This is a genomic window from Microbacterium sp. MYb54, from assembly GCF_002979515.1.
Lineage (GTDB): Bacteria > Actinomycetota > Actinomycetes > Actinomycetales > Microbacteriaceae > Microbacterium.
In genome coordinates, this window is record NZ_PCPA01000002.1 from 193,186 (window position 1) to 215,380 (window position 22,195).

Sequence of the window (22,195 nt, forward strand, 5' to 3'; positions counted from 1 at the left end):
CATGGACGCCTCCCGACGCACCTTCCTGACGTTCACGGCGGCAGCCTCCGCGCTCGCTCTCCTCCCCGTCGATGCCGCCATGGGCGCGACGAGCGCTGCGCCCGGCACGGCGACGCGGCCGTTCGAGGCCGCGCGCCGACCACGACTGACGAACCTCGCCCACCTGCGATTCCTCCTCGCCGATGTTCCGGTCGTCGCGAGCGCGACCCACACGACGTTCGGGATCGAGGCGCAGCCCACGGTCCGCGCACCCTGGACCTACGCCGATACCGACGGTGCCGGCGGCTATCGACCAGTGGGCGGCGGCACCCGCGATGCGCTGACCGGATACTGGTCGCAGGGCGCGTACAACGCCGACGACATCGCGCGCGCCGCCGTCGTGTTCGTCCGCGAGTGGAAGGCCACCGGCGACGCGCAGAGCCGCGACGAGGCCAGAGACGTGCTCCGTTCGCTCGCATTCCTGCAGACGGCATCCGGGCCGAATGCCGGGCGCGTGGTGCTGTGGCAGCAGGAGGACGGCACCCTGACCCCCAGCGCCGTCCCCGTCGAGCTGCCCGACCCCTCGGACTCGGCGGAGTCGTACTGGCTCGCCCGCTCGGTCTGGGCCTTCGGCGAGGGCTACGCGGCCTTCCGTCGCGACGACCCGGAGTTCGCGGCATTCCTCCTCGCGAGGCTGCACCTGTGCCTCGACGCGCTGGGCCTCGAGTCGCTCTCCCGCGCCGGCCAATGGGTGCAGAGCGACGGACGGCGTCTCCCCGCCTGGCTGATCGCCGGAGGGGCGGATGCCACGGCCGAGGCCATGCTCGGTCTCGCTGCCGCCACCGAGGCCGGGGACTCCCGCAGCCGGACGGCCCTGCAGTCGTACGGTGAGGGCGTGGCCGCGATGTCGACCGACCCCGCGCGGGGCTGGCCGTTCGGTGCCGTGCTGCCGTGGACGGGTTCGCTCGGGTTCTGGCACGCGTGGGGTGCGGCGGCTCCGGAGGCACTGGCCAGAGCCGGGGCACTGCTCCGGCGTCGAGACTGGTCAGCCGCAGCGCTCTCGGATGCCGGACGCTTCACCCCGCAGGTGCTGGCATCGGGCGGGCCCCACAACGCGTGGGCGCCGCTTCCGGCCGAGGCGCAGATCGCGTACGGCGCGCACGGCCGCGTGGCCGGCGCGCTCCAGGCGTCTGCGGTCGGAGGGGAAGGGCTCCGCGTGCTCGCCGGACTCGCCGCCGGATGGTTCTTCGGCGCGAACACGGCCGGCATCCCGGTGTACGACGCAGCGACGGGCGTCACCTTCGATGGAGTCGAGACCGACGGACGGGTGAACCGCAACTCGGGCGCCGAGTCGACGATCCATGGCCTGTTGACGATGCAGCTGCTCGACGCGAACCGCGACGTGGCCGACCTGGCAACCTCGATCACCGGTCTCACCGCGAACACCGGCCTGCGCGTCATCGATGCCGAGACCGCGCGACTCTCCCCCGGATGCGTGGTGGAGCGGCCGGACGGCGGAGCATGGACGGGCGAGGGGAACCTGTCAGGCGGCGCCTACGTGCGCATCCCCCGCGGTGAGTGGGTCGAGTTCGACGTGACCGAGTCCGGCGGCATCCTGCACGGTGTCGTGTGGCGGCAGGCGGCAGATGCGGGCGAGGCCGAGTGGGAGGTGCTCCGCGGACGCCGTCGACTGTGGAAGACCCGCACTGCGGCGGGCTCGACCGGAGACCGCGGCCTCACCGAGGCCGACGGGATGCTCGTGCCGGAGCTCCTCGGTGGCGATCTGCCGGAGACGGCGGTGACGGTGCGCTGCACGAGTCGCGGCGATGTGCGCCTCGATGCCCTGCTGATCCAGCCGCGGATCGCGAGCGCGGTGTATTCGACGCGCTCAGGCTCCGCCGTGCTCTACGCCAACGGCGCCCGCCAGGATCAGCGGGTCCCACCGCTCGCGCCAGGCACCGGGCGCGCCTACGACGCAGACGGCTCGCCGCGCGGCAACGCGGCGCAGAGCGGGAAGGTGCGGGTGCGCGGCACCGGCTTCACCGTTACTCGTAGCTGACCCTCACCCCTCGGCCGATCCACGCCGACCATGACAGTGCCCCGACGAGCAGAAGAGCTCGTCGGGGCATTGCCTGTTGCCTAGTCCTGCAGCTGTCGACGACGACGGATGGCGGGGAGGAGCATCCCTCCCGCGAAGAGCATCAGCCCACCCAGCAGCAGACCGCCCGAAAGCACGCCACCGGTCACCGCCAGTGTGGGCGGCGGCGGCGGGAACACCCGCGTGGTCGTCTCAGACGGAGGCGGAACGATCGTCCCTCCCCCGGGCGGGACGCCTGTGGCGGTGGCCACGTTCCGCACCTGTCCACGACCGACGTCGGCGGTGGTGACGGTGTGCGAAGGCACCGTGCAGGTCATCTGCGCTCCGGATCCGAGGCTCGTGGCGGGACACGTGACCGGACCAGCCGTGGGGTCGCTGACCACGATGTCGTCGATGGTCTGCGCACCGGTGTTCGTCACGATGATCGTCCACTCGATGCGGTCACCGGGGTCGATGACGCCGTTGCCGTTGACGTCGACCGGATTCGCGCGCTTCTCGAGCGTGAGCGAGTTGGGGCCGTCGAACGGGACCTCGACCGTCGAAGGCGGCGAAACCGGGGGCTGGCCCGACGGCGGAGTGCCGGTGGCGATGGCGGTGTTCGTCAGAAGACCCGAGTCGACGTCGGCCTGCGTCGTCTGATACTCCGCCGTGCAGGTGACGATCTGACCGGGCAGCATGCTCGCAGCCCCCGCCGGGCACTCGATCGCCGACAGTGACCCGGAGCCGGAGAACGCCGTCTCGTCGACCGTCACGTCGGTGAGGGTGACGTTGCCGGTGTTCGTGACCACGAACGAGTAGGCGAGCGTCTGGCCCACGGCCGTCATCGTCGCAGGTGTCGCCGACTTCACGATGCTGATCGCAGGAGCCGGGACGATGGGTACTTCGGTCTCAGAAGGCGGTGAGACCGGAGGAACGAGACCACCGGGCGGAACCCCGGTCGCTGTCGCGCTGTTGGTGACCTGCCCCGCATTCACATCCGCCTGGGTCAGCACGTAGGTCGCGGTGCAGACAATCTGCACGCTCGGCGCCAGGGAGGCCGCGCCGGCCGGGCACACGACCGGAGACAGCGTTCCCGAACCGGAGAAGTCCTCCTCGTTCACGGTCACGTTCGCGAGAGTGACGTTGCCGGTGTTGGTGACCACGAAGGAGTAGGTGATCTCCTGTCCGACCTGGTAGGCGTCAGGAGTGTTCGGGCTCGCCGACTTGACGACGCTGATGCCGGGCACGGGGTTCGGCGGGACGACGACGGTCGACGGCGGAGACACCGGAGGCTCACCCGTCGGCGGATTGCCGGTGGTCGTCGCCGTGTTGCTCACTCCTCCGGCATCGATATCGGCCTGGGTCACCACGTAGGAAGCCGTGCAGGTGACGGTCGCCCCTGCCGCGAGCGATGCCGCGCCGGCAGGGCACGTGACCACCGGAGGCGTCCCCGTTCCGGTGAACGCCGTCTCGGTCACGGTCACGCCCGTGAGCGTGACGTTGCCGGTGTTCGTCACCAGGAACGAATAGTTGATCGTCTCGCCCGCCGCCGTGATCTGAGTGCGGTCGGCCGTCTTCGCCACGGTCAGCCCCGGTGTCGAGACGACGGGGATCTCGACGGTCGACGGCGGAGACACCGGCGGTGTGCCCGAGGGCGGAGTGCCGGTCGCGGTGGCCGTGTTGTCGAGGGAATCGGAGTTGTAGTCAGCGGCTGTCGCCGTATAGGTCGCCGTGCATGTGATCTGCGCGCCCGGGATCATCGAGGCGGCACCCGCCGGGCAGGTGATGGCCGGCGGTGTTCCGGTACCGGAGAAGGCCGTCTCGTCGACCGTGACGTTCGTGAGCGTGACATTGCCGGAGTTGATCACCTGGAACGAGTAGGCGATCGCCTGTCCCGCTGCCGTGATCTCCGTGGTGTCGGCGCTCTTCACGAGAGTGAGCGCGGAGGTGGCCGTCGCCGGCACGTTCACGGTCGATGGCGGGGAGACGGGAGGGACGAGGATGCCCGGGGGGACACCCGTCGCGGTCGCGGTGTTCGAGAGGGAGCCGCTGTCGATGTCGGCCTGAGTGAGCGTGTAGCTCGCGGTGCAGGTCGCCTGCGCTCCGGGAGCGAGCGGAGCGGTCGGACAGACCGGCGTCGTCATGGTCCCGGAACCGGTGAACGCGGTCTCGTCGACGGAGATGTCGGTGAGGGGCACGTCGCCCGTGTTCGTGACCACGAACGTGTAGTCGATGACCTGCCCGACGTTGAAGTCATCCGGCCCAGACGGCGACGCGGACTTGAACAGCGACACCCCCGGGGTCGCCGCGGCGATGGTGAGGGCATAGTCCTCCACCTCGCCGGGGGCTCCGGCACCCGTGGGCGTGGATGTCGTCAAGCCGGTGCCGGTCTCGATCCGGAATCGGGCGAAGGTCGCACCGGCGACCGTCTGCGCGATGATGCCCGACCAGTTGAGAGTCACCGACGTTCCATCCGGCGTGTCAGCGGGGACGACGACGGATGCTCCCTCGTTCGTGTCGAAGACGCCGTTGCGGTTGAAGTCGACCCAGCCGACGAGCGTCGCCGCCTGGCCTTCCACCTTGTTCGAGGCCAGCACCGATACCGAGTAACTGCCGGTGATCCCGGCCGTGATCGGGCCGAGGGTCGCGACGCCGTTCTCGTCGTTGATGAACTGGTTCGGCGCGGTGCCACCGACCTGGTTGTCGCCTGTCGCGGTGGGGCTGAACTGCATCGCCGCCTCGGTGTCGGCCGACCAGCCGAGGTAGGTCGCGGCGTTCAGCTCGTGCGAGACGACGCCATAGCTGGCGGGAGCATCGCCGAAGTCATCGGGGATGGTGGCGCAGGAGGGGTTGAACCCGTCGATGCCCTCGCCGCCGCCCTGAGCACGGTAGCCGCGCACGACGATGTCGCTCGTTCCGGTGGTGGCTGCGGGACCACAGCGCGGGGTCGGGGTGTCGAGGCCGCCGGTGGTGTTGAAGTTCTCACCGATGGTGATGACGGTCGGGGTGGCGGCCAGATCGATGCGGATCGCGCCCGCCGGCGCCAGAGTCATCGGGCGACAGGTGATCTGCACGGACGACGGCCAGCGGTCGGCGCCGTTGCCTACGAAGGTGGTGCCGGTGATCCGGTGCACGAAGGTGTTGGCCGGGCAAGTGCCGGTCTGCACGTTGCCGCGGCTGTTATCCCAGGTGGGGCCCGTGATCCACGTCGGATTCACGGTGCCGGTGACGATCCCGGCATTGTTCACGGTGATGGTCGAGCACTGGATGCTGAACCGCACGAGGATGGAGTTGGCGCCGCCCGGCTGGCTGGCGTCACGGTTCTCCGTCTGCACTCCGGTGAGTACGGAGTTGGACGGACACTCCGTCGGTGCTGTGAGGTCTTTGTCCGAGCCGACCGTGGCTGCCTCGGTCGACGGGCCGAGGTACAGCTGGGCGGCATCGCCCGGAGCGGCCGTCGCCGGCGACGCAGGAACGACCAGAGCGGTGAGCACGAGAGTCAACAGTGCGGCGACGGCCCATGACTTCCGGCGCGCATCCGCGGGCCGCACGCGGGACGACCAGGACCCGCGCTGTTGAGGACGACGACCTCTGATCTTGAACCGCGTGCTGGCCGGAATCTGCATGAGCCCCCCTCGGCATCGCCTGGGCGGGCATCGCTCAGACCAATATTCTGCAAGCTGTGATTTTGCTTAGAATATCCGAGGGGCGACCGGAACCCAAGCCCATCTTTTTCGCCCCCGACCACGGAAAACCTGGGTCCGTCGACAACGGCCGGATCGCATGCCGGTATTCTTTCTTTTGAGTTACTCAAATAAAGGCGTAGGCTCTCGTTCATGGAGACAGAACTCGACTCGGCGCTTCGCAACGCCGGGCTTCGGGCGACCGCGGGCCGCGTCGCCGTACTCGAGGCGCTGGATTCCATGGCCCATACAGATGCGGAACGGATCTACCGCGCCGTATCCGAAGTGCTCCCGACCACGTCGATCCAGTCGGTGCACAACATCCTCGCGGACCTGACGACGGCGGATCTCATCCGCCGGATCGAACCGGCAGGCTCCGCGGCGCTCTACGAGCGGCGCATCCACGACAACCACCACCACGTCGTCTGCACCTCCTGCGGTGCCGTCGGCGATGTGGACTGCGTCGTGGGTGAAGCTCCGTGTCTCACCCCGTCATCGACGGGGGGATTCACCGTCCAGACAGCCGAAGTCACCTTCTGGGGCCTGTGCCCCAGTTGCCAAAACGCCGCGCAGTAGCAGTCCGCCGAACCCCCGTCCCCGGATGGGGGTATTCGTTGCGCCTGCGGGGAGAAGGAGAACACCATGACGAAACCTGCCACCACCACACAGGCCGGAGCCCCGATCGCGAGTGACACCCACTCGCTCACCGTCGGCGCCGACGGCCCCACGGTCCTCCACGACCACTACCTGGTCGAGAAGATCGCCGCCTTCAACCGGGAGCGCGTGCCGGAGCGAAACCCGCACGCCAAGGGCGGCGGCGCTTTCGGCGAGTTCGTCGTCACGGAAGACGTGTCGGCATACACCCGGGCGGCAGTCTTCCAGCCGGGCGCGACGAGCGAGACGCTCATCCGCTTCTCCTCCGTCGCCGGAGAGCAGGGCTCTCCCGACACCTGGCGCGACGTGCGCGGATTCTCGCTTCGCATGTATTCGGAAGAGGGCAACTTCGACATCGTCGGCAACAACACGCCCACCTTCTTCCTGCGCGACGCGATCAAGTTCCCGGACTTCATCCACTCGCAGAAGCGTCTGGGCGACTCTGGCCTGCGCGACCCCGACATGCAGTGGGACTTCTGGACGCTGTCGCCGGAGACCGCGCACCAGGTGACCTACCTCATGGGCGATCGCGGCCTCCCGCTGAGCTGGCGGCACATGAACGGCTACGGCTCGCACACCTATTCCTGGGTGAACGCGGCGGGCGAGCTCTTCTGGGTGCGCTACCACTTCGTGTCGCACCAGGGCGTCGAGGCGATGAGCCCCGACGAGGCGCAGCAGCTCGCCGGATCAGACGCCGACCACTATCGGCGCGACCTGTTCGATGCGATCGCACGCGGCGATCACCCCTCGTGGGACCTCTACGTGCAGATCATGCCCTACGCCGAGGCGAAGACGTACCGCTTCAACCCGTTCGATCTGACGAAGACCATCTCGCTCAAGGACTACCCGCGCATCAAGGTCGGCACGCTGACCCTGAACCGGAATCCGGAGAACTTCTTCGCCGAGATCGAGCAGGCCGGCTTCTCGCCGGGGAACCAGGTGCCCGGCACCGGCATCTCGCCGGACAAGATGCTGATGGGCCGGATCTTCGCCTACCCCGACGCGCAGCGCCACCGCATCGGCGCGAACTACAACCAGTTGCCGGTGAACCAGCCGCACGCCGCCGAAGCTCGCAACTACCAGCACGAGGGCGCGATGCGGTATCAGCACAGCGACGCAGCGCACCGCACCTACCAGCCGAACTCCTTCGGCGCAGCAGGCGGCCCGGAGGCCGACCCGGCGAAGGGGATCGAAGCGAACTGGGAAGCCGACGGCGAGCTCGTGCGTTCGGCCGCCACGCTGCACGCCGAGGATGACGACTTCGGCCAGCCCGGCACGCTCTACCGCGAGGTGTTCGACGACGAGCAGCGGGCACGGTTCCTGGAGACCCTCACCGGTCAGGGACGCTCCATCACCGTCGACGCCATCCGCGAGCGGTTCTTCCAGTACTGGACGAACGTGGACGCAGGTCTCGGCGCCGCGCTGCGCGACCGGGTCTGATCCGCACGATCGCCTTGCCATGCGGCCTCCCGGACGACATCTCGTCTCCGGGAGGCCGCATCGCCGCTGCTAGCGTTGCGGCATGGCACTGTTCTCCCGGAAGCCGAAGCCTGCGCTTCACCGCGTGATCATCCACTTCGCACAACCGGTCTCACCGATCACCCGACATGCCCAGGAAGACGGGATCGTCGGGACTCTGCTGCCGCAGCTCGATGCGACTGCGCGGATCATCGGCGGCGGCACCGGGCTGTCCCCGGACGGCGAGCCGGTCTCGTGCGACATCGAGCTCGAGGTCACGACGGCCGACATCGACCGGGTCCTTGCCGCCCTCATCGGCGTGCTCGACGACAACGGCATCGCGCGAGGCTCCTGGGTCACCCTCGACGGCGTGAAGCACCCCGTGGGGTCGAGCGAGTTCGTACTGCTGCGCACGCGCATCGACGACGCGTCAGCTGCGGAAGAAGTCGACCTGACCACAGCCCTCCAAGAGGCACTGGGCTCCGGCACCATCGGCTGGCACGACGAGACCTACTCCGGAGCGGACGGCCCCGTCTACGTCTTCAGCGGCCCTTCGGCCGAACGCATCCTCGCTGCCCTCCGGCTCGCCCTGCCGGAGCACGCCCTGCTCGACGGAGCCGAGTTGGCCTCGGTGACCGCGGGAGCCGCAGAGGCCGAGTGAGATAGCCCGGCTGCGGCCCCTGTTCAGGCGCCGACCGGCTCCGCCTCCGGGATGATCGCCTCGAACGCCGCCTCACCCTCGGGAGTCATCCACTCCCGCAGCATCGCGCGGAGGGCGTCGGCCATGTCTATCGAACGGTCAAACAGCCATTGGGTCTGCAGGCCGTCCATCGTCGCCGTGAGGCGCAACGCGGCATCATCCGGTTCGAGACCCGAATGCAGCTGCCCTGCTTCGACGGCGAGCGCGATCGCACGGCCCGTGCCGGCACGGATCCGTTCGTAGCGGCGGCGGAAGTACTCGTGTGCGGGGTGATCGGCGGCCGAGGCCTCGGAAGACAGCCGCACGAACAGCTCGATCAGGCCCGGCACGAGCCGGTTGTGGTCGGCGAGGTCGACCATGCCGCGCAGCACTCCCATGCCGCCGAAACCTCGGGCGTACGGGCGGAAGCGTTCGCGATCCTCGATGTCGCGTGCTTCGAGCACGGCTTCGAGCAAGGCCTCTTTGTCGGCGAAGTGGTGCAGGAGCCCTGCGCGCGAGATTCCGCACACGGCAGCGATCTCGAGGATGGTCGCCGAGAGGAAGCCGCGTTCGGCGAAGTGGTGGGAGGCGACGCGGATGATCTCCTCGCGGCGGGCACGACCGTTCGCGTATCCGCGCCCTCGGAGCATCGTCGCATCGGCCATGGGGAAAACCGTAGCACCGCTCTTGACAAAACCGACACAAGTGTAGATATTTAACCCGACGCCGGTGTCGGAATCGCTCCGCCGCCCGATCGAGGCCGTCGTACCCGAACGAAGGAGTTCCCGTGAGCGAGACCGCGCACCCGTACCAGGACCGCACCCTGCCCGTCGACCAGCGTGTCGACGACCTCCTCTCCCGGATGACACTCGAGGACAAGGCCGGGCAGATGTTCCAGCCGATGGCGACCCTCGGCGACGACCTCGACGCCCCTGGCCTGTTCGGATCCCCGTCGATGCGCACCATCATCGACCGCGGCATCACGCACGTGAACATCCTGCAGGCGCCGTCCGCGCGGGAGATCGCCGCCTGGCACAACACGGTTCAGGACGAGGCGCGCCAGCACGGGCTCGGCATCCCGTTCTCGCTGTCGAGCGATCCGCGCCACTCGTTCTCGAACAACCCGGCCGCCGCCCTCATCGCCGGCCCCTTCTCGCAGTGGCCGGAGTTCCTGGGCTTCGGCGCCCTCGACGACCCCGCACTCACCCGCCGCTTCGCCGAGGTGGTGCGCCGCGAATACCTGGCCGTCGGCATCCGCACCGCCCTGCACCCCCAGATCGATCTCGCGACCGAGCCGCGCTGGGCCCGAGCCTCCGGCACGTTCGGCCAGAGCGCCGAGGTGACCGGACGCCTGGGTGTCGCCTACACGCTCGGGCTGCAGGGCGAGGAGCTCGGCGACCAGTCGGTCTCGGCGATGGCCAAGCACTTCCCCGGCGGCGGCCCGCAGCTCGACGGGGAAGACCCGCACTTCTCCTACGGCCGCGAGCAGGTGTACCCGGGTGGGCAGTTCGACCTGCACCTGCAGCCGTTCCGCGAACTGCTGGCCGCGGGCGTGTCGCAGATCATGCCCTACTACGGCATGCCGATCGGCACCGAGTACGAAGAGGTCGGCTTCGGGTTCAACAAGCAGATCATCCAGGGCCTGCTGCGCGACGAGCTGGGCTTCGACGGCATCGTGTGCACCGACTGGGGCATCCTCTCCCGCACCTTCTGGGGCGTCGAGTCGCTCACCTACGAGGAGCGGATGATCAAATCCCTCGACGCCGGTGTCGATCAGTTCGGCGGGGAGTTCAACCCGAAGGCGCTGATCGGTCTCGTGCGGTCGGGCGCGGTTCCCGAGTCACGCCTCGACACCTCGGTGCGCCGGCTGCTGCGCGAGAAGTTCCGCCTCGGCCTGTTCGACGACGCGCGCTTCGTGGATGCCGATGCGGCGGACGCGATCGTCGGGATGGAAGACGCCCGCGCGGCCGGGCTCGAGGCCCAGTCCCGCTCGCTCACGCTGCTCACGAACGGCGGCGGTGCTGCCCGGCTGCCGTTGAGCGGACGTCCGAGCGTATACGTCGAAGGCCTGGCGCCCGCCGAGCTCGCCGGTTGGGCCGACGTGGTCACCGACCCCGACCGCGCCGACGTCGCGATCGTGCGCACGAACGCCCCGTGGGAGCCGCGCGGCAACGGTGCCGACATCGAGTCGTTCTTCCGCGCCGGCTCGCTCGAGTTCCACGACGACGAGCTGGCTCACCTGCGCGAGCTGGCCTCCCGCGTGCCTCTCATCCTCGACGTATACCTCGACCGCCCGGCGATCCTCGCCCCTCTCCTCGACGTCGCCTCGACGATCATCGCGAACTACGGCGCCTCCGACACGGCACTCGTGAACGTGCTGTTCGGTGCAGCCGAGCCGCAGGGAGCGTTGCCGTTCGAGGTGCCGTCGTCGATGGAGGCCGTCGCGGCGAGCCGTCCCGACGTGCCGTCCGACACGGTCGACCCCTCCTTCGCGTTCGGGCACGGGCTCCGCTATGACGGCTGGAGCCCCGCCGTTCGCCCCGACCCGGCCTCCACGACCGTCGAGGTGACGGATGTCGCAGCGCCGGGTGGACGCTTCGATCTCGCCAGCGCGACGGTCGCCCAGGTGCTCGCCGACGCCGACGCCCTCGCGATCATCACCGAGATCATGCCGGAGCTGCCCGGCAACCCCATGCTCGCCGCGGCACAGAACATGCCGCTCGATACCGTCCTCGGCTTCGCCGGCGCCACCCTGCCGACCGAGACCATCGACGCGCTGCGCTCCCGCCTGGTGGCGCTTCCCGCCTGACCCCCTCTGCCTGACCCCCTTCTGCTCGACCCGAGAGGACCACGACGACGATGTCTGGAACACCCGCAACTCCCGAGAGCACCGTCCCGATCACGGAGACGACGTTCATCCGCACGGCAGCAGGCAACGACGATCCGCCCCCGCCCATCAAGGGGATCCGACGTCTGCTCGGCTGGATCATCCCCGCCAACCTCGGCATCTTCCTGATCTGGGGAGCCGTCCCCGGCATCCTCCTCCCACAGCAGGTCACGGTCGCGCTCGGCGAGGAGAACAAGGTCGCCAACCTCGCCATCATCGCGACGATCGGCGCCTTCGCGGCGATGATCGCGCAGCCGATCGCCGGGCAGATCTCCGACCGGACGCGCTCGCGCTTCGGCCGGCGAGCACCGTGGATGATCGTCGGCGTTCTCGCGGGCGGTCTCGCCCTCGTCGGCCTCGCCTTCGCCGACTCGCTGATCGGCATCGCGATCGCGTGGACCCTCGTGCAGATCGCCTACAACTTCGCGCAGGGTCCGCTGTCCGCCGTGATGCCCGACCGGGTGCCCCTCAAGCGCCGCGGAACCTTCGCCGCACTCTCCGGTATCGGCCTCATGGTCGGCTCACTCGGCGGTCAGATCGTCGGCTCGATGTTCTTCAACAGCATCGCCGCGGGGTATGTGGTCTTCGCGATCTTCGCTCTGATCGTCATCACGCTGTTCCTCGTGTTCAACCCGGACTACTCGAGCGAGCGCATCACGCCCGAGCCGTTCGACCTCGGGGTTTTCCTGCGCACGTTCTGGGTCAGCCCGATCAAGCACCCCGACTTCTTCTGGGCCTTCCTCGGTCGTCTGCTGCTGTTCACGGGCTACTTCTCCGTGACCGGCTACCAGCTGTACATCATGACCGACTACCTGCACATCGAGAAGCCGGAGACGGTCATCCCGCTGGTCGGTGTGATCAGCCTCGCCGGCATCCTCATCTCCACGATCATCTCGGGGCCCCTCTCCGACCGGCTCGGACGCCGCAAGCCCTTCGTCTTCGCCTCCTCGGTGGTCACCGGCCTCGCACTGCTGCTGCCGTGGATCTCCCCGACGATCGAGTCGTGGATGATCATGTCGTTCATCGCCGGACTCGGGTTCGGCATGTTCCAGGCCGTCGACACGGCTCTGATGAGCGAGGTGCTCCCGTCGGCCCAGTCGTTCGCGAAGGACCTCGGGGTGGTGAACATCGCGGCCACCCTGCCGCAGACGCTTGCTCCGGGCGTGGCGGGCGCGATCGTTCTCGCCTTCGGGTTCGCCGGGCTCTTCCCCGTCGGCATCGTGCTTTCGGTGCTCGGAGCGTTCGCCGTGTGGCCGATCAAGTCGACGCGCTGACACCACCCACGACGCGACGTGCGGCAGCTGCGGCTCCGTGCGTCGCGTCGTACTCTGTGCGGGACTCCTCGATGGCCGGATGATTCGCGAGCGCCCAGTCGCCGATGGTCTTCGCGATCGGGATGAGTGTCTCGCCGCGCTCGGTCAGCTCGTACTCCACGCGCGGTGGAACCTCGGCATAGGCGGTGCGGCTGATCAGCCCGTCGCGCTCCAGCTGACGGAGGGTGAGCGTCAGCATCCGCTGCGAGATGCCGGGGATGTGCCTGAGCAGCTCGCTGAAGCGCAGCCGATCCTCTCGGAGGGTCGCGATGACCAGCAACGACCACTTGTCGCCGACGCGGTCGAGCACCTCGCGGATGGCCCGACCGGCGTCTTCATCGATCGAGCAGGAGCTCTCATATCCGGGGAAGCCGGCGAGCGCGGTCTCCTCGATGTGCGCCAGTGACATCGGTGTGCCTTTTGCAGTCGTCATCCGCATCCCCCATTCTTAGTTACTGATCGTAACAAAGACACAGAATGGAACCTTGAATGCTCATCGCACTCTGGATCGTCAACGGCCTGCTCGCCCTCGCCATGCTCGGCGGCGGCTTCATGAAGCTGGTCACGCCGAAGGCGACGCTCGCCGAACGCGGCATGGCGTGGACGGAGGACTTCTCGGCAGGGACGATCAAGGCCATTGCCGCCCTCGAGGTCGTCGGCGCGTTCGGGCTCATCCTGCCTCTGGCCACCGGGATCGCCCCGATCCTCGCCGCTCTCGCGGGCACGGGGATCGCGATCATCATGATCGGCGCGGTCGTCGTGCACGTGCGCCGCAAGGAATCCGCCACCCCGGCGCTCGTGCTGGCCGTGCTGGGCGTCGCGAGCGCGGTGCTCGGCTTCCTCGTCGTGCTCTGAGCCTCCCGCCTGCGAAGGGGGCCAAGATGGGATGGTGGCCGTCCCTCTCTCAGACCTGACCAGCATGCCCGAGCCTCAGCAGGTGCACGTCGCAGACGGCACCCGTCTGGCGACGTACACCTGGGGCGAGCTCGACGCCCCGGTCGTGGTGATCGTGCACGGCTTCGCCTCGAATGCCCGCGACAACTGGGTCCTCACCGGGTGGGTGCGCGAACTCACCCGCGCCGGCTATCGGGTGCTGGCGCTCGACCAGCGTGGCCACGGGCTCAGCGAGAAGCCGCATGACCCCGACGGCTACCGCATCCGCACGCTCGTGACCGATGTCGAGTCGGTCATGGACACCTACCTCGTCGACGACGCCTTCTACGTCGGATACTCGCTCGGCGCCCGCGTGGGCTGGGAGGTCGTGCGCGATCTGCCCCATCGCATCGGCCGCGCCGTGCTCGGTGGCGTGCCCGACGGCATCCCGCTCGCCCGGCTCGACCTCGACCAAGTGCGGGCGTACATCGCCGACGGCACCCCGGTCGCGGATCGCACGACGCAGAACTACATCGCGCTGACCGAGCGCGTACCCGGCAACGATCTGCAGGCGCTCGTCGCGCTCGCGGAGGGCATGCGCTCGTCGGGCACGATCGACCCGGATCCCGCCGATGCGCCGACCCGCCCGATCCTCTTCGCCACCGGATCGAAGGACGCGATCATCGAGGGCTCGCGGGCACTGGCATCTGCCGCCCCCGACGGCCGGTTCTTCGAGATCCCGAACCGGAACCACTTCAACGCCCCGGGTTCTCGCGACTTCAAGGAAGCAGCACTGGCGTTCCTGTCGGAGGCGTAGCCCGACGAGAAACGTGGCCCGGTCGAGAGGCGACCGGGCCATACTCAGGGAACCGCGTCAGACGACGGCGGCTTCGTCGCGCTTGGGCAGCACCCATCCCGCACGCGGGAAGTGACAGGTGTAGCCGTTGGGGTACTTGATCAGGTAGTCCTGGTGCTCTTCCTCGGCCTGCCAGAACGGCCCCTCCGGCTCGATCGTGGTCACGGCCTTCGCGGGCCAGAGACCGGAGGCGTCGACGTCGGCGATCGTGTCGCGGGCAACCGTCTCCTGCTCGGGCGTGAGCGGGAAGATCGCCGAGCGATAGCTCGAACCGACGTCGTTGCCCTGACGGTCAAGAGTCGACGGGTCGTGGATCTGGAAGAAGAACGCGAGAATGTCGCGGTAGGTCGTCTCGGTCGGGTCGAACACGATCTCCACGGCCTCGGCATGGCCGGGGTGGTTGCGGTAGGTCGCGTGGTCGTTCGACCCGCCGGTGTAGCCGACGCGGGTGTCGAGCACGCCGGGCTGGCGACGGATCAGGTCTTCCATGCCCCAGAAACAGCCGCCGGCGAGCACAGCGGTCTCGGTCCCACGGGTGCGGGTGATGGTTCCGGTGTCGGTCATGACTGCTCCTCAGCGGTGTCGGAAGTTGCGGGGGTGTCGGTGGTGGGGTGTGCGAAGAGGGCGCTGTAGCGACCGTACCCCTCTTCTTCCAGACTGCCAGCCGGGATGAAGCGGAGGGCCGCGGAGTTCATGCAGTAGCGCAGGCCACCCTCGGCGCGGGGGCCGTCGTCGAAGACGTGTCCGAGGTGGCTGTCGGCGCTCGCCGAACGGGCCTCGGTCCGCGCCATCCACAGCTTGCGGTCGGTGCGGGTCGTCACGGCATCCGGGTCGATCGGCTTGGTGAAGCTCGGCCATCCGGTGCCGCTGTCGAACTTGTCGGTCGAGGAGAACAGGGGCTCGCCCGAGACGACGTCGACGTAGATGCCGTCGTCGTGGTTGTTCCAGTACGCGTTGCGGAACGGAGGCTCGGTCGCGTCCTGCTGGGTCACCTCGTACTGCAGGTGGGTGAGGCCACTGACAGCCTCGGGGGTCTTGCCGTAGTCGTTCGACATGATCTGACTCCTTGTCCGACGTCGCTGGCTGCGCCGTCTACGAAGGAGAACCGTGGGTGCCGCCGATTTGGTCCCGCAGGGCTGGGAGCGGGCTGTGAGTTTCGGCGGACTCGATAGAGTTGCCTCCGCACTGCACACGTTTCGAGGGGAACCGCCCATGTCCGTAGGACTGCTCGCCGTCGTCGACGACATCCTGAGCGCCGCGATGAAGGCCTCGGCGAAAGCGGCCGGCGTCGTGATCGACGATGCCGCGGTCACCCCGCAGTACGTGCAGGGCCTCACACCGGCCAGGGAGCTGCCCGTCGTCGGCAAGATCGCCCTCGGGTCGCTGGCGAACAAGTTCCTGATCATCATCCCGGCAGCGCTGCTGCTGACCGCGTTCGCGCCGTGGGTGCTGCCGTATCTGCTGATCCTCGGCGGCGCGTACCTGTGCTTCGAGGGTGCGGAGAAGGTGCTGGAGTGGTTCGGCGTGCAGCACGGCCACGCCGACGAGGGTGCGCGCGATGAGAAGAAGCTCGTGCTGGGCGCGGTGCGCACCGACCTCATCCTCTCGACCGAGATCATGCTCATCTCGCTGGCGAGCCTCGAGAAGGGGCTCGACATCTGGGCGACGCTGGCGATCCTCGCCGTGATCGCGCTCCTGATGACGGGTGTCGTCTACGGCGCCGTCGCGCTGCTCGTGAAGATCGACGACATCGGCCTGAAGATGGCGAAGAACCCGGTGCAGCGCGTGCGTCACACCGGCACCAGGATCGTGCGCTCCATGCCCGCGGTGTTCCGCTTCATCAGCATCCTCGGCACGGTCGCGATGCTCTGGGTCGGCGGCCACCTCGTGCTGGTGAACCTCGGCGAGGTGGGGCTGCACTTCACCACCGACATGCTGCACGCGATCGAGGGTGCCCTGGAACCCCTCGGCGGCTTCGTGGTCTGGGTGGTCGAGACGATCGTGTCGGCGATCGCCGGGCTCGCACTCGGGCTTGTCGTCGTCGGGATCGTGCTGGGCATCGCGCGCCTCTTCGGCAAGACCCCCAGCTTCCATGAGGGCGAAGAATCCCCCGCCGACGTGCACGTCTGAGCCTGAGTCCACCGGAAAACCTGGATGGCCGAAGAGCCTGCGCGACGGAGCCCATTCGCTCACGCCGCGATGTCGTAGCGGGCCCTGCCCCCGAGTCGTGGTCGACGTTGCGGATCGACGGTCGGCGGAGGGATGAGCCACACTCGTGCGGCGAAGCCGCACCCCTCGATTCTGATCTCCCAGCCGTTGTCGTGGATGCGGTGATGACAGCTCTCGCAGAGCAGCACGCCGTTGTCGAGGTCGGTTGACCCGGCATCCCGCTGCCACCAGCGGAGGTGATGCGCCCTGGTCATCTGCGGAGGCAGCCCGCACATGACGCAGCCACCGTCACGCTCCACGAGCGCGAGTCGCTGAGCACGGGTGAACAGCCGCTTCTCGCGTCCCCAGTCGAGGATTTCGCCTCGGCCGCCCAGCACGGCGGGGATGATGCCGCCCCCGGCCGCCATCCGTCGGCAGGCGGAGATGCTGACCGGCTGATCGAGCCCGTCGACCGTCGCGAATCCGGTGCCGGCGGCCAGGTCGTCGAGTCCGACGCGCACCACGACCGTCGCGCCGGAAACCGGAAGGCCGCGGTTGTCGCATCCGCTCGCGTGCGCGCAGATCTCCGCAAGAGCATCGGCCTGCAGCATCGTCACCGTGCGTCGATCGGCATCCGGCGCCTCGGGGTCGAGTACGCGCGCCCTGGCCTGGAACGTCGCAGTGACGTAGGCCTGGATCGCCGCCTTCACCGGAGCGCCGGATGCGACGTCGGTCTGCAGCGTAAGGTGCAGCGACCCGTCGCGCTCGAACATCGTCAGCGAGCGCCGCGACCGGGCCTCGTCTTCGCGCGGAGCCACACCGTCGGGATCGAGCCAGGCCTCGGCATGCACGACCAGCTTTCGCACGTCGTCGAGCGACAACCCCTCAGCACGTTCGACGAGCAGGCGCTCGGCCTCGATGATCCGCTCGATCCCGGCCTTCACGCGCGCCCGGTCGAGCAGGGTAACGATCGACGCCGCTGCCGCTGCGCTGAGCGCACCGGCGCCGGTCGCCCGCTGCACCGCGGGATACCGCGACGGCAGCGGCTCGCCGAGCAGGTTCACCCGGGGAGCCGTGGCCTCGCCCACCTTCACCAGGCGCACCGCATCTCCCGTCGATCCGCCTGTCGTCGCGGCGATCATGGTCGCGGGGCTGCGGAAGCCCTGCTCCTTCGCCAGGCTCGCCGCCCCGAGTTCCGGTCGCGATTCGCGCGCGATGCTCGCCGCGATCTCGGCATGGACGCCATCGAGCCGACGCTGCACCAGTCCCATCGCACGATGGGCCTCGAGCAGCTGCGCCCGGCTCAGGTCGGCCGCGTTCGATGCATCCGCCCATACGTCTTCGAGGCACTCCACGGCCTCGAGGAGGGGGCTCAGATGCGGGTTGGCCATGCCTCCAGTTTAGAACATATCTTCGATATATTGGAGGGGTGTGGATAAGTCGATACGCCTCCGTGCCGTAGTCTCATCGCCATGTCTGCCTCCCCCAAGCTCCGGAGCGCGAAGCGCGATGCCGATCGCTGGTTCCGCGAGCAGGGCCTCCCGACCTTCGTGCCGTTGCGACGCTGGTTCACAGACCTCCCCCGCCGCGTCGCACCGCTGATCGCCTGGGTGGCGGTGTCCGCGTACCTCTTCCAGGACGGGCTCGAAGTCGTCTTCGAACTCGCTCTCGACGACGACTCCGCCGCGTGGGAGATCTTGCTGGTCCCCTTCGCCGTCGTGATCTTCGTGCTCGCGGTCGGCCTCGCCTGGGCCGCCTACTTCCTCGTGCGCACCCTGCTGCGCCGCCTCCCCGTGGGCATCGGCACCACGATCGCGCTCATCCTGATCGCCTGCTGCATCGCGTTCACGATCGTGTACGGCTACAGCACTCAGCCGGACGCGACCGTCGGCCCCGTCTTCAGCACGATCCTCGTGCTCGTCCTCTGCATCCTGGTGACCGGGATGGGCGGCGGTGCGATGATCTCCTGGGCCTCGCGCCTCGCGGTGCGCAACGCCTCCGCGATCGGCCACATGGCGTCGATCGCCCTGCCGGTGATCCTGATGCTCGTCGTGTTCTCCTTCTTCTCGGCCGAGGTCTGGCAGATGGCGTCCGCGCTGTCCTGGGGATCGATCGCCCTGCTCGGTCTCGTCGTGGCAGTGCTCGCCGGCATCGTCGTGCTGCGGGTCAGCGCCTCCGAGATCGATGACCACGCGCACGCGCCGACCGCGGAGCAGCGAGCCGCGCTGCTCATCGACACGCCCGCCGAAGGACGCACCCCGGCGCCCGGCCCGCCGGGACGACTGCGCGCACCGCAGCGCATCAACATCCTGCTCGCCATGACCATCGCGCAGTTGGTGCAGGCGCTGTTCTTCGCCGGGCTCCTTGCGGCGCTGCTGATCGTGATCGGCGGGATCACCGTCCCGACGGGTGTGGTCGGCATCTGGCTCGGCCCCGGCAGCGCCACGCAGCCGCTCGCGGTCCAGCCTCTGGAGTTCTTCGGGCTGAAGCTGCCGCTCACCGTCAACCTGCTCAAGGCGGCGACACTGCTCTCGGTGATCGCAGCCCTCCCCTTCGTCTTCTCAGCCGTCAGCGAAGCCCGCTACCGGGAGCGGTTCTTCGACCCGATCATGGCCGACATGCGACGCGCGATCCTCGTGCGCGAAGTCGTGAGCGCGACGCCCGCACACCGCCCCTCGTAACTGTTCGGTTGCAGCACGCCAAGGGGCCCGGCATCCTGCTAGCGTCGGCGATGCGCACCCGAGCGCCGACGAAGGATGCGCACCCGAGGCGCAGAAGAAGAGAGACCGTCCGCCGATGACAGCCGTGCGAATCAGGGATGCCGAGACAGCCGATCTCGACACGATCACCGCGATCCACAACCATGCCGTGGTGCACACCACCGCGATCTGGAATGAAGAGGCCGTCGACCTCGCCGATCGTGCCGCCTGGCTCGCCGATCGCACCGCCCGCGGCTACCCGGTCATCGTCGCGGTCGACGACTCGGGCGTGCTGGGCTACGCGTCATACGCCCAGTGGCGGCCGCACAGCGGGTACCGACTCACGGTCGAGCATTCCGTCTACGTCCTCGGCGGCCAGCACGGCCGAGGCATCGGCACCGCTCTGATGGCCGCGCTCGTCGAACGCGCCGGCGCTGCGGGGATGCACGTGATGATCGCGGGGATCGAGAGTGAGAACGCCGCCTCCATCGCTCTGCACGAGCGCTTGGGGTTCGTCGAGGTCGGACGCATGCCGCAGGTCGGGGCCAAGTTCGGGCGCTGGCTCGATCTGAGCATGCTCCAACTCGTGCTCGACGACCGCACCGCACCCGACGCGGGGACCTGACGATGGGCCTGCTGCAGTGGTTCGTCGACGCCTTCAACTCGCAGTGGGTTCTGCCGGGCGGGCAGACCCTCCTCGTGCGAGAGGTCGTGGGCAACGCGTTCGGCCTCGCCAGCGCGCTCGGCGGCATGCGCCGGAAGATCTGGGCGTGGCCGGTCGGCATCATCGGCAACCTGCTGCTGCTCACGGTCTTCCTGGGCTCCGCCCTCAGCCCCGACCCGTCGCTGCCGCACCTGCTCGGGCAAGCCGGGCGGCAGATCATGTTCATCGCCGTGGCGATCTACGGCTGGATCCGCTGGCGCAATCTCGACGGCGGACGGGTGGTCCCCCGCTGGGCGCCGACGAGCGCTCGAATCGGCATGGTGCTGGTGATGATCGTCGGCACGGTCGCCCTGACTCCGCTGTTCCGCCTGCTGGGATCGTGGGAGCCGGTGTGGGCCGACGCCTGGACGTTCGTCGGATCCCTGCTCGCCACCTACGGCATGGCCAAGGGCTGGACCGAGTTCTGGCTGATCTGGATCGCCGTCGACGTGGTCGGGGTGCCGCTGCTGTTCAGCTCGGGCTACTACGCCACCGGCTTCATGTACGTCTTCTACGGCGTCTTCACCGCGATCGGCTTCGTGATCTGGTGGCGGGCGCAGCGCACCGCCGCGCATCCGATCGAGATCCTGCCGCCCGATCCGAGCCCCCGACGGCCGGAGGAGGAAGAGCTCGCCTGAGCTTCCCTCCCCCGGCATCCCCCTCCGCCTCGATGTCGCCCCTCCTCGACACGAGGCCGTTCTCAGCCCCGGTGCTTCCCCGTGATGGTCGCCTTCGAGGTCAGCGCCATGGCGTCGGCCGCCCGTGCGGTGAGCCGTTCGAGCGGCCCCTTGCCGACCGTGCGCGTCCAGATGAGCGCGCCGGCCATCATGAGCAGCGACAGCGCGATCCACGGCAGCACCGGGTTCGGGAGCCAGGTAGCCGCTCCCGCCAGGATGAGGATCGCCTGGACGACGTAGCCGGTGAGCGGAACCGCACCGTAGGCGGCCAGCGGGAGAACGACCCACCGCGCATAGCGGGTCACCAGCAGGCACAGCCCGAGGACGGCCACCGCGAATCCGCCGGATGCCAGGACCTCCAGCACGCCGCCGGAATGGGCTGAGGCACTGATGACCGCTTCGAGCATCTTCGCGGGCGGGTCCTGCGAGGCCACACGATCGAAGTACGACTGCCCCTCTTCGACGACGCCGCCGTCGCCCGTGAACAGTGAAGCCTTCTCCGGCGGGAAGCAGGCGACGATCCCGTCGCTCTGCTGGCACGTCAGCCCGGAGACGTCGACCTCGTCACCCGGGATCATGCTCATCGAGCTCGGACTCGAACCCGAACTCGAGCCGGGAGCTGAGCTCGACGTCGCGAAGTCCTGCGGCGGCGTGAGGAGCGCACCCAGTGCGTAACCGCCGACCGCGATCAGGCCTCCGCAGACGAGCATGACGACCGCCGTCTTCACCCGGGTCAGGTCGAGGCGTCCGATGACAAGACCCGCGCAGAGCAGCGCAGCCCAGACCGTGATCGGGTAGGTGCCGAACAGCACGAGCGACAGGCCAGGGCCGCCCAGGTCCGGCGAGAGTGTGCCGATCAGGGCGAGCAGGGGAGGACCGAGGATGCCGAGCGCCGCCCCCGCGATCACCAGCACCCTGGTGCGCAGGTGCACCGTGAACGCCGCGAGGATGTAGAGCACGCCGTAGAGCGTGAGGATCACGGCGATACCCGAGCCCAGCAGTTCGACCACGAGCCCGATCACGAAGATCGCCGCCCCGCGGCCGACCAGGCGCAACCGGATCTTGCGGAGCTCGTCCGGCGTCGCGTTGCGGGCGCCGCCCGTCATCAGCGCGAGCGAGACCCCGGCCAGCAGGGCGAACAGGATCGAGGAGCGCCCGTTGACGATATCCAGCCACGTCGACGGGTCGGACAGGGTGAGCTCGGGACCGCTCGCGACCATCAGGTGCGCACCGAACATGCCGACCAGTGCGAGTCCGCGGGCTACGTCCACGCCGACGATGCGGCGCCTGCCCGTGCGGGCGCCTTCGTCGCGGCGCGGGCGGTCGCCGGAGCCTGCCGCGGAGGCGTCGGCCGGCGGCGCGGCGGAAGACGGGATGATGTGGGGCGTGCTCACGTGGGGACCTCTCGAGGAATCGGCGGAGACCTCAAGCTCAGCACGCGCCTCGGAGGGCGCGCATCCACCCTCAGTACCGCTTCGATCCATCGAGCGGATGAGTGTCGGCTACGTG

Annotated in this window: 19 protein-coding genes; 12 read left to right on the plus strand and 7 right to left on the minus strand. The window is 68.8% G+C overall.

The window, feature by feature from the left end; genetic code table 11:
- Position 1: 1 nt before the first annotated feature.
- A complete protein-coding gene (locus CQ040_RS03730; RefSeq protein WP_105526176.1) occupies positions 2-2,038 on the plus strand; it encodes a hypothetical protein in 2,037 nt (678 codons plus the stop codon).
- Between the two features lie 80 nt (positions 2,039-2,118).
- Here CQ040_RS03730 and CQ040_RS03735 read toward each other — a convergent pair whose 3' ends face one another.
- Positions 2,119-5,682, minus strand: a complete 3,564-nt coding sequence (locus CQ040_RS03735; RefSeq protein ID WP_105526084.1) for a GEVED domain-containing protein — start codon at positions 5,680-5,682, stop codon at positions 2,119-2,121.
- A gap of 210 nt (positions 5,683-5,892) precedes the next feature.
- Here CQ040_RS03735 and CQ040_RS03740 point away from each other — a divergent pair, with 210 nt between their 5' ends.
- From CQ040_RS03740 to CQ040_RS03750, 3 genes are all read left to right on the plus strand, one after another.
- Positions 5,893-6,315, plus strand: a complete 423-nt coding sequence (locus CQ040_RS03740; RefSeq protein ID WP_028501068.1) for a Fur family transcriptional regulator — start codon at positions 5,893-5,895, stop codon at positions 6,313-6,315.
- 66 nt (positions 6,316-6,381) lie between these two features.
- The gene (locus CQ040_RS03745) at positions 6,382-7,833 is read left to right on the plus strand and encodes a catalase (protein ID WP_105526085.1); all 1,452 of its coding nucleotides are present in this window, start codon (positions 6,382-6,384) and stop codon (positions 7,831-7,833) included.
- Positions 7,834-7,915: 82 nt separating this feature from the next.
- Complete coding sequence (locus tag CQ040_RS03750) at positions 7,916-8,512, plus strand: hypothetical protein (RefSeq protein WP_105526086.1); 597 nt, start codon at positions 7,916-7,918, stop codon at positions 8,510-8,512.
- A 23-nt stretch (positions 8,513-8,535) separates the two neighbouring features.
- Here the strand turns inward: CQ040_RS03750 and CQ040_RS03755 are convergent, their stop codons facing one another.
- Complete coding sequence (locus tag CQ040_RS03755; RefSeq protein ID WP_219844672.1) at positions 8,536-9,195, minus strand: TetR/AcrR family transcriptional regulator; 660 nt, start codon at positions 9,193-9,195, stop codon at positions 8,536-8,538.
- A gap of 122 nt (positions 9,196-9,317) precedes the next feature.
- Here CQ040_RS03755 and CQ040_RS03760 point away from each other — a divergent pair, with 122 nt between their 5' ends.
- Together CQ040_RS03760 and CQ040_RS03765 are read left to right on the plus strand one after the other, a co-directional pair.
- Positions 9,318-11,339, plus strand: a complete 2,022-nt coding sequence (locus tag CQ040_RS03760) for a glycoside hydrolase family 3 protein (protein WP_258131485.1) — start codon at positions 9,318-9,320, stop codon at positions 11,337-11,339.
- 50 nt (positions 11,340-11,389) lie between these two features.
- A complete protein-coding gene (locus CQ040_RS03765; protein ID WP_105526087.1) occupies positions 11,390-12,691 on the plus strand; it encodes an MFS transporter in 1,302 nt (433 codons plus the stop codon).
- Here the strand turns inward: CQ040_RS03765 and CQ040_RS03770 are convergent.
- Positions 12,675-13,163 carry a helix-turn-helix domain-containing protein gene (locus tag CQ040_RS03770; protein WP_258131484.1) on the minus strand — a complete coding sequence of 163 codons (489 nt, stop codon included), beginning with the start codon at positions 13,161-13,163 and terminating at the stop codon, positions 12,675-12,677. The genes CQ040_RS03765 and CQ040_RS03770 overlap by 17 nt on opposite strands.
- 56 nt (positions 13,164-13,219) lie before the next feature.
- Here CQ040_RS03770 and CQ040_RS03775 point away from each other — a divergent pair, with 56 nt between their 5' ends.
- Complete coding sequence (locus CQ040_RS03775; RefSeq protein WP_105526089.1) at positions 13,220-13,585, plus strand: DoxX family protein; 366 nt, start codon at positions 13,220-13,222, stop codon at positions 13,583-13,585.
- A gap of 31 nt (positions 13,586-13,616) precedes the next feature.
- Positions 13,617-14,420 carry an alpha/beta fold hydrolase gene (locus CQ040_RS03780; RefSeq protein ID WP_105526090.1) on the plus strand — a complete coding sequence of 268 codons (804 nt, stop codon included), beginning with the start codon at positions 13,617-13,619 and terminating at the stop codon, positions 14,418-14,420.
- Between the two features lie 57 nt (positions 14,421-14,477).
- Here CQ040_RS03780 and msrA read toward each other — a convergent pair whose 3' ends face one another.
- Positions 14,478-15,023 carry a peptide-methionine (S)-S-oxide reductase MsrA gene (gene msrA, locus CQ040_RS03785; RefSeq protein WP_105526091.1) on the minus strand — a complete coding sequence of 182 codons (546 nt, stop codon included), beginning with the start codon at positions 15,021-15,023 and terminating at the stop codon, positions 14,478-14,480.
- Positions 15,020-15,514, minus strand: a complete 495-nt coding sequence (msrB, locus tag CQ040_RS03790; protein WP_028501076.1) for a peptide-methionine (R)-S-oxide reductase MsrB — start codon at positions 15,512-15,514, stop codon at positions 15,020-15,022. Before msrB ends, msrA begins: the two co-directional genes overlap by 4 nt.
- A gap of 157 nt (positions 15,515-15,671) precedes the next feature.
- On the opposite strand from msrB, the gene CQ040_RS03795 reads away from it, so the two are divergent.
- Positions 15,672-16,589, plus strand: a complete 918-nt coding sequence (locus CQ040_RS03795; RefSeq protein WP_028501077.1) for a DUF808 domain-containing protein — start codon at positions 15,672-15,674, stop codon at positions 16,587-16,589.
- 59 nt (positions 16,590-16,648) lie between these two features.
- On the opposite strand, the gene CQ040_RS03800 is transcribed toward CQ040_RS03795, so the two are convergent.
- Complete coding sequence (locus CQ040_RS03800; protein WP_105526092.1) at positions 16,649-17,998, minus strand: DUF222 domain-containing protein; 1,350 nt, start codon at positions 17,996-17,998, stop codon at positions 16,649-16,651.
- Between the two features lie 81 nt (positions 17,999-18,079).
- Between CQ040_RS03800 and CQ040_RS03805 the strand changes: the two genes are divergently transcribed.
- The 3 genes from CQ040_RS03805 (at position 18,080) to pnuC (ending at position 20,647) form a co-directional block, all read left to right on the plus strand.
- A complete protein-coding gene (locus CQ040_RS03805) occupies positions 18,080-19,288 on the plus strand; it encodes a hypothetical protein (protein WP_105526093.1) in 1,209 nt (402 codons plus the stop codon).
- Positions 19,289-19,403: 115 nt separating this feature from the next.
- Positions 19,404-19,931 carry a GNAT family N-acetyltransferase gene (locus tag CQ040_RS03810; protein WP_105526094.1) on the plus strand — a complete coding sequence of 176 codons (528 nt, stop codon included), beginning with the start codon at positions 19,404-19,406 and terminating at the stop codon, positions 19,929-19,931.
- A gap of 2 nt (positions 19,932-19,933) precedes the next feature.
- Positions 19,934-20,647, plus strand: coding sequence for a nicotinamide riboside transporter PnuC (gene pnuC / locus CQ040_RS03815; protein WP_105526095.1), 714 nt, complete (start codon positions 19,934-19,936; stop codon positions 20,645-20,647).
- Between the two features lie 62 nt (positions 20,648-20,709).
- Here pnuC and CQ040_RS03820 read toward each other — a convergent pair whose 3' ends face one another.
- Positions 20,710-22,080: a heparan-alpha-glucosaminide N-acetyltransferase domain-containing protein gene (locus CQ040_RS03820; protein WP_105526096.1), complete on the minus strand. Its 1,371-nt coding sequence runs from the start codon at positions 22,078-22,080 to the stop codon at positions 20,710-20,712.
- Positions 22,081-22,195: the final 115 nt, after the last annotated feature.

Bases quoted from the DNA above. Each gene is read 5' to 3' on its own strand.
- CQ040_RS03730 (WP_105526176.1), top strand. From the start codon at position 2: ATGGACGCCTCCCGACGCACCTTCCTGACGTTCACGGCGGCAGCCTCC.
- CQ040_RS03735 (WP_105526084.1), bottom strand. From the start codon at position 5,682: ATGCAGATTCCGGCCAGCACGCGGTTCAAGATCAGAGGTCGTCGTCCT.
- CQ040_RS03740 (WP_028501068.1), top strand. From the start codon at position 5,893: ATGGAGACAGAACTCGACTCGGCGCTTCGCAACGCCGGGCTTCGGGCG.
- CQ040_RS03745 (WP_105526085.1), top strand. From the start codon at position 6,382: ATGACGAAACCTGCCACCACCACACAGGCCGGAGCCCCGATCGCGAGT.
- CQ040_RS03750 (WP_105526086.1), top strand. From the start codon at position 7,916: ATGGCACTGTTCTCCCGGAAGCCGAAGCCTGCGCTTCACCGCGTGATC.
- CQ040_RS03755 (WP_219844672.1), bottom strand. From the start codon at position 9,195: ATGGCCGATGCGACGATGCTCCGAGGGCGCGGATACGCGAACGGTCGT.
- CQ040_RS03765 (WP_105526087.1), top strand. From the start codon at position 11,390: ATGTCTGGAACACCCGCAACTCCCGAGAGCACCGTCCCGATCACGGAG.
- CQ040_RS03770 (WP_258131484.1), bottom strand. From the start codon at position 13,163: ATGACGACTGCAAAAGGCACACCGATGTCACTGGCGCACATCGAGGAG.
- CQ040_RS03775 (WP_105526089.1), top strand. From the start codon at position 13,220: ATGCTCATCGCACTCTGGATCGTCAACGGCCTGCTCGCCCTCGCCATG.
- CQ040_RS03780 (WP_105526090.1), top strand. From the start codon at position 13,617: ATGGTGGCCGTCCCTCTCTCAGACCTGACCAGCATGCCCGAGCCTCAG.
- msrA (WP_105526091.1), bottom strand. From the start codon at position 15,023: ATGACCGACACCGGAACCATCACCCGCACCCGTGGGACCGAGACCGCT.
- msrB (WP_028501076.1), bottom strand. From the start codon at position 15,514: ATGTCGAACGACTACGGCAAGACCCCCGAGGCTGTCAGTGGCCTCACC.
- CQ040_RS03795 (WP_028501077.1), top strand. From the start codon at position 15,672: ATGTCCGTAGGACTGCTCGCCGTCGTCGACGACATCCTGAGCGCCGCG.
- CQ040_RS03800 (WP_105526092.1), bottom strand. From the start codon at position 17,998: ATGGCCAACCCGCATCTGAGCCCCCTCCTCGAGGCCGTGGAGTGCCTC.
- CQ040_RS03805 (WP_105526093.1), top strand. From the start codon at position 18,080: ATGTCTGCCTCCCCCAAGCTCCGGAGCGCGAAGCGCGATGCCGATCGC.
- CQ040_RS03810 (WP_105526094.1), top strand. From the start codon at position 19,404: ATGACAGCCGTGCGAATCAGGGATGCCGAGACAGCCGATCTCGACACG.
- pnuC (WP_105526095.1), top strand. From the start codon at position 19,934: ATGGGCCTGCTGCAGTGGTTCGTCGACGCCTTCAACTCGCAGTGGGTT.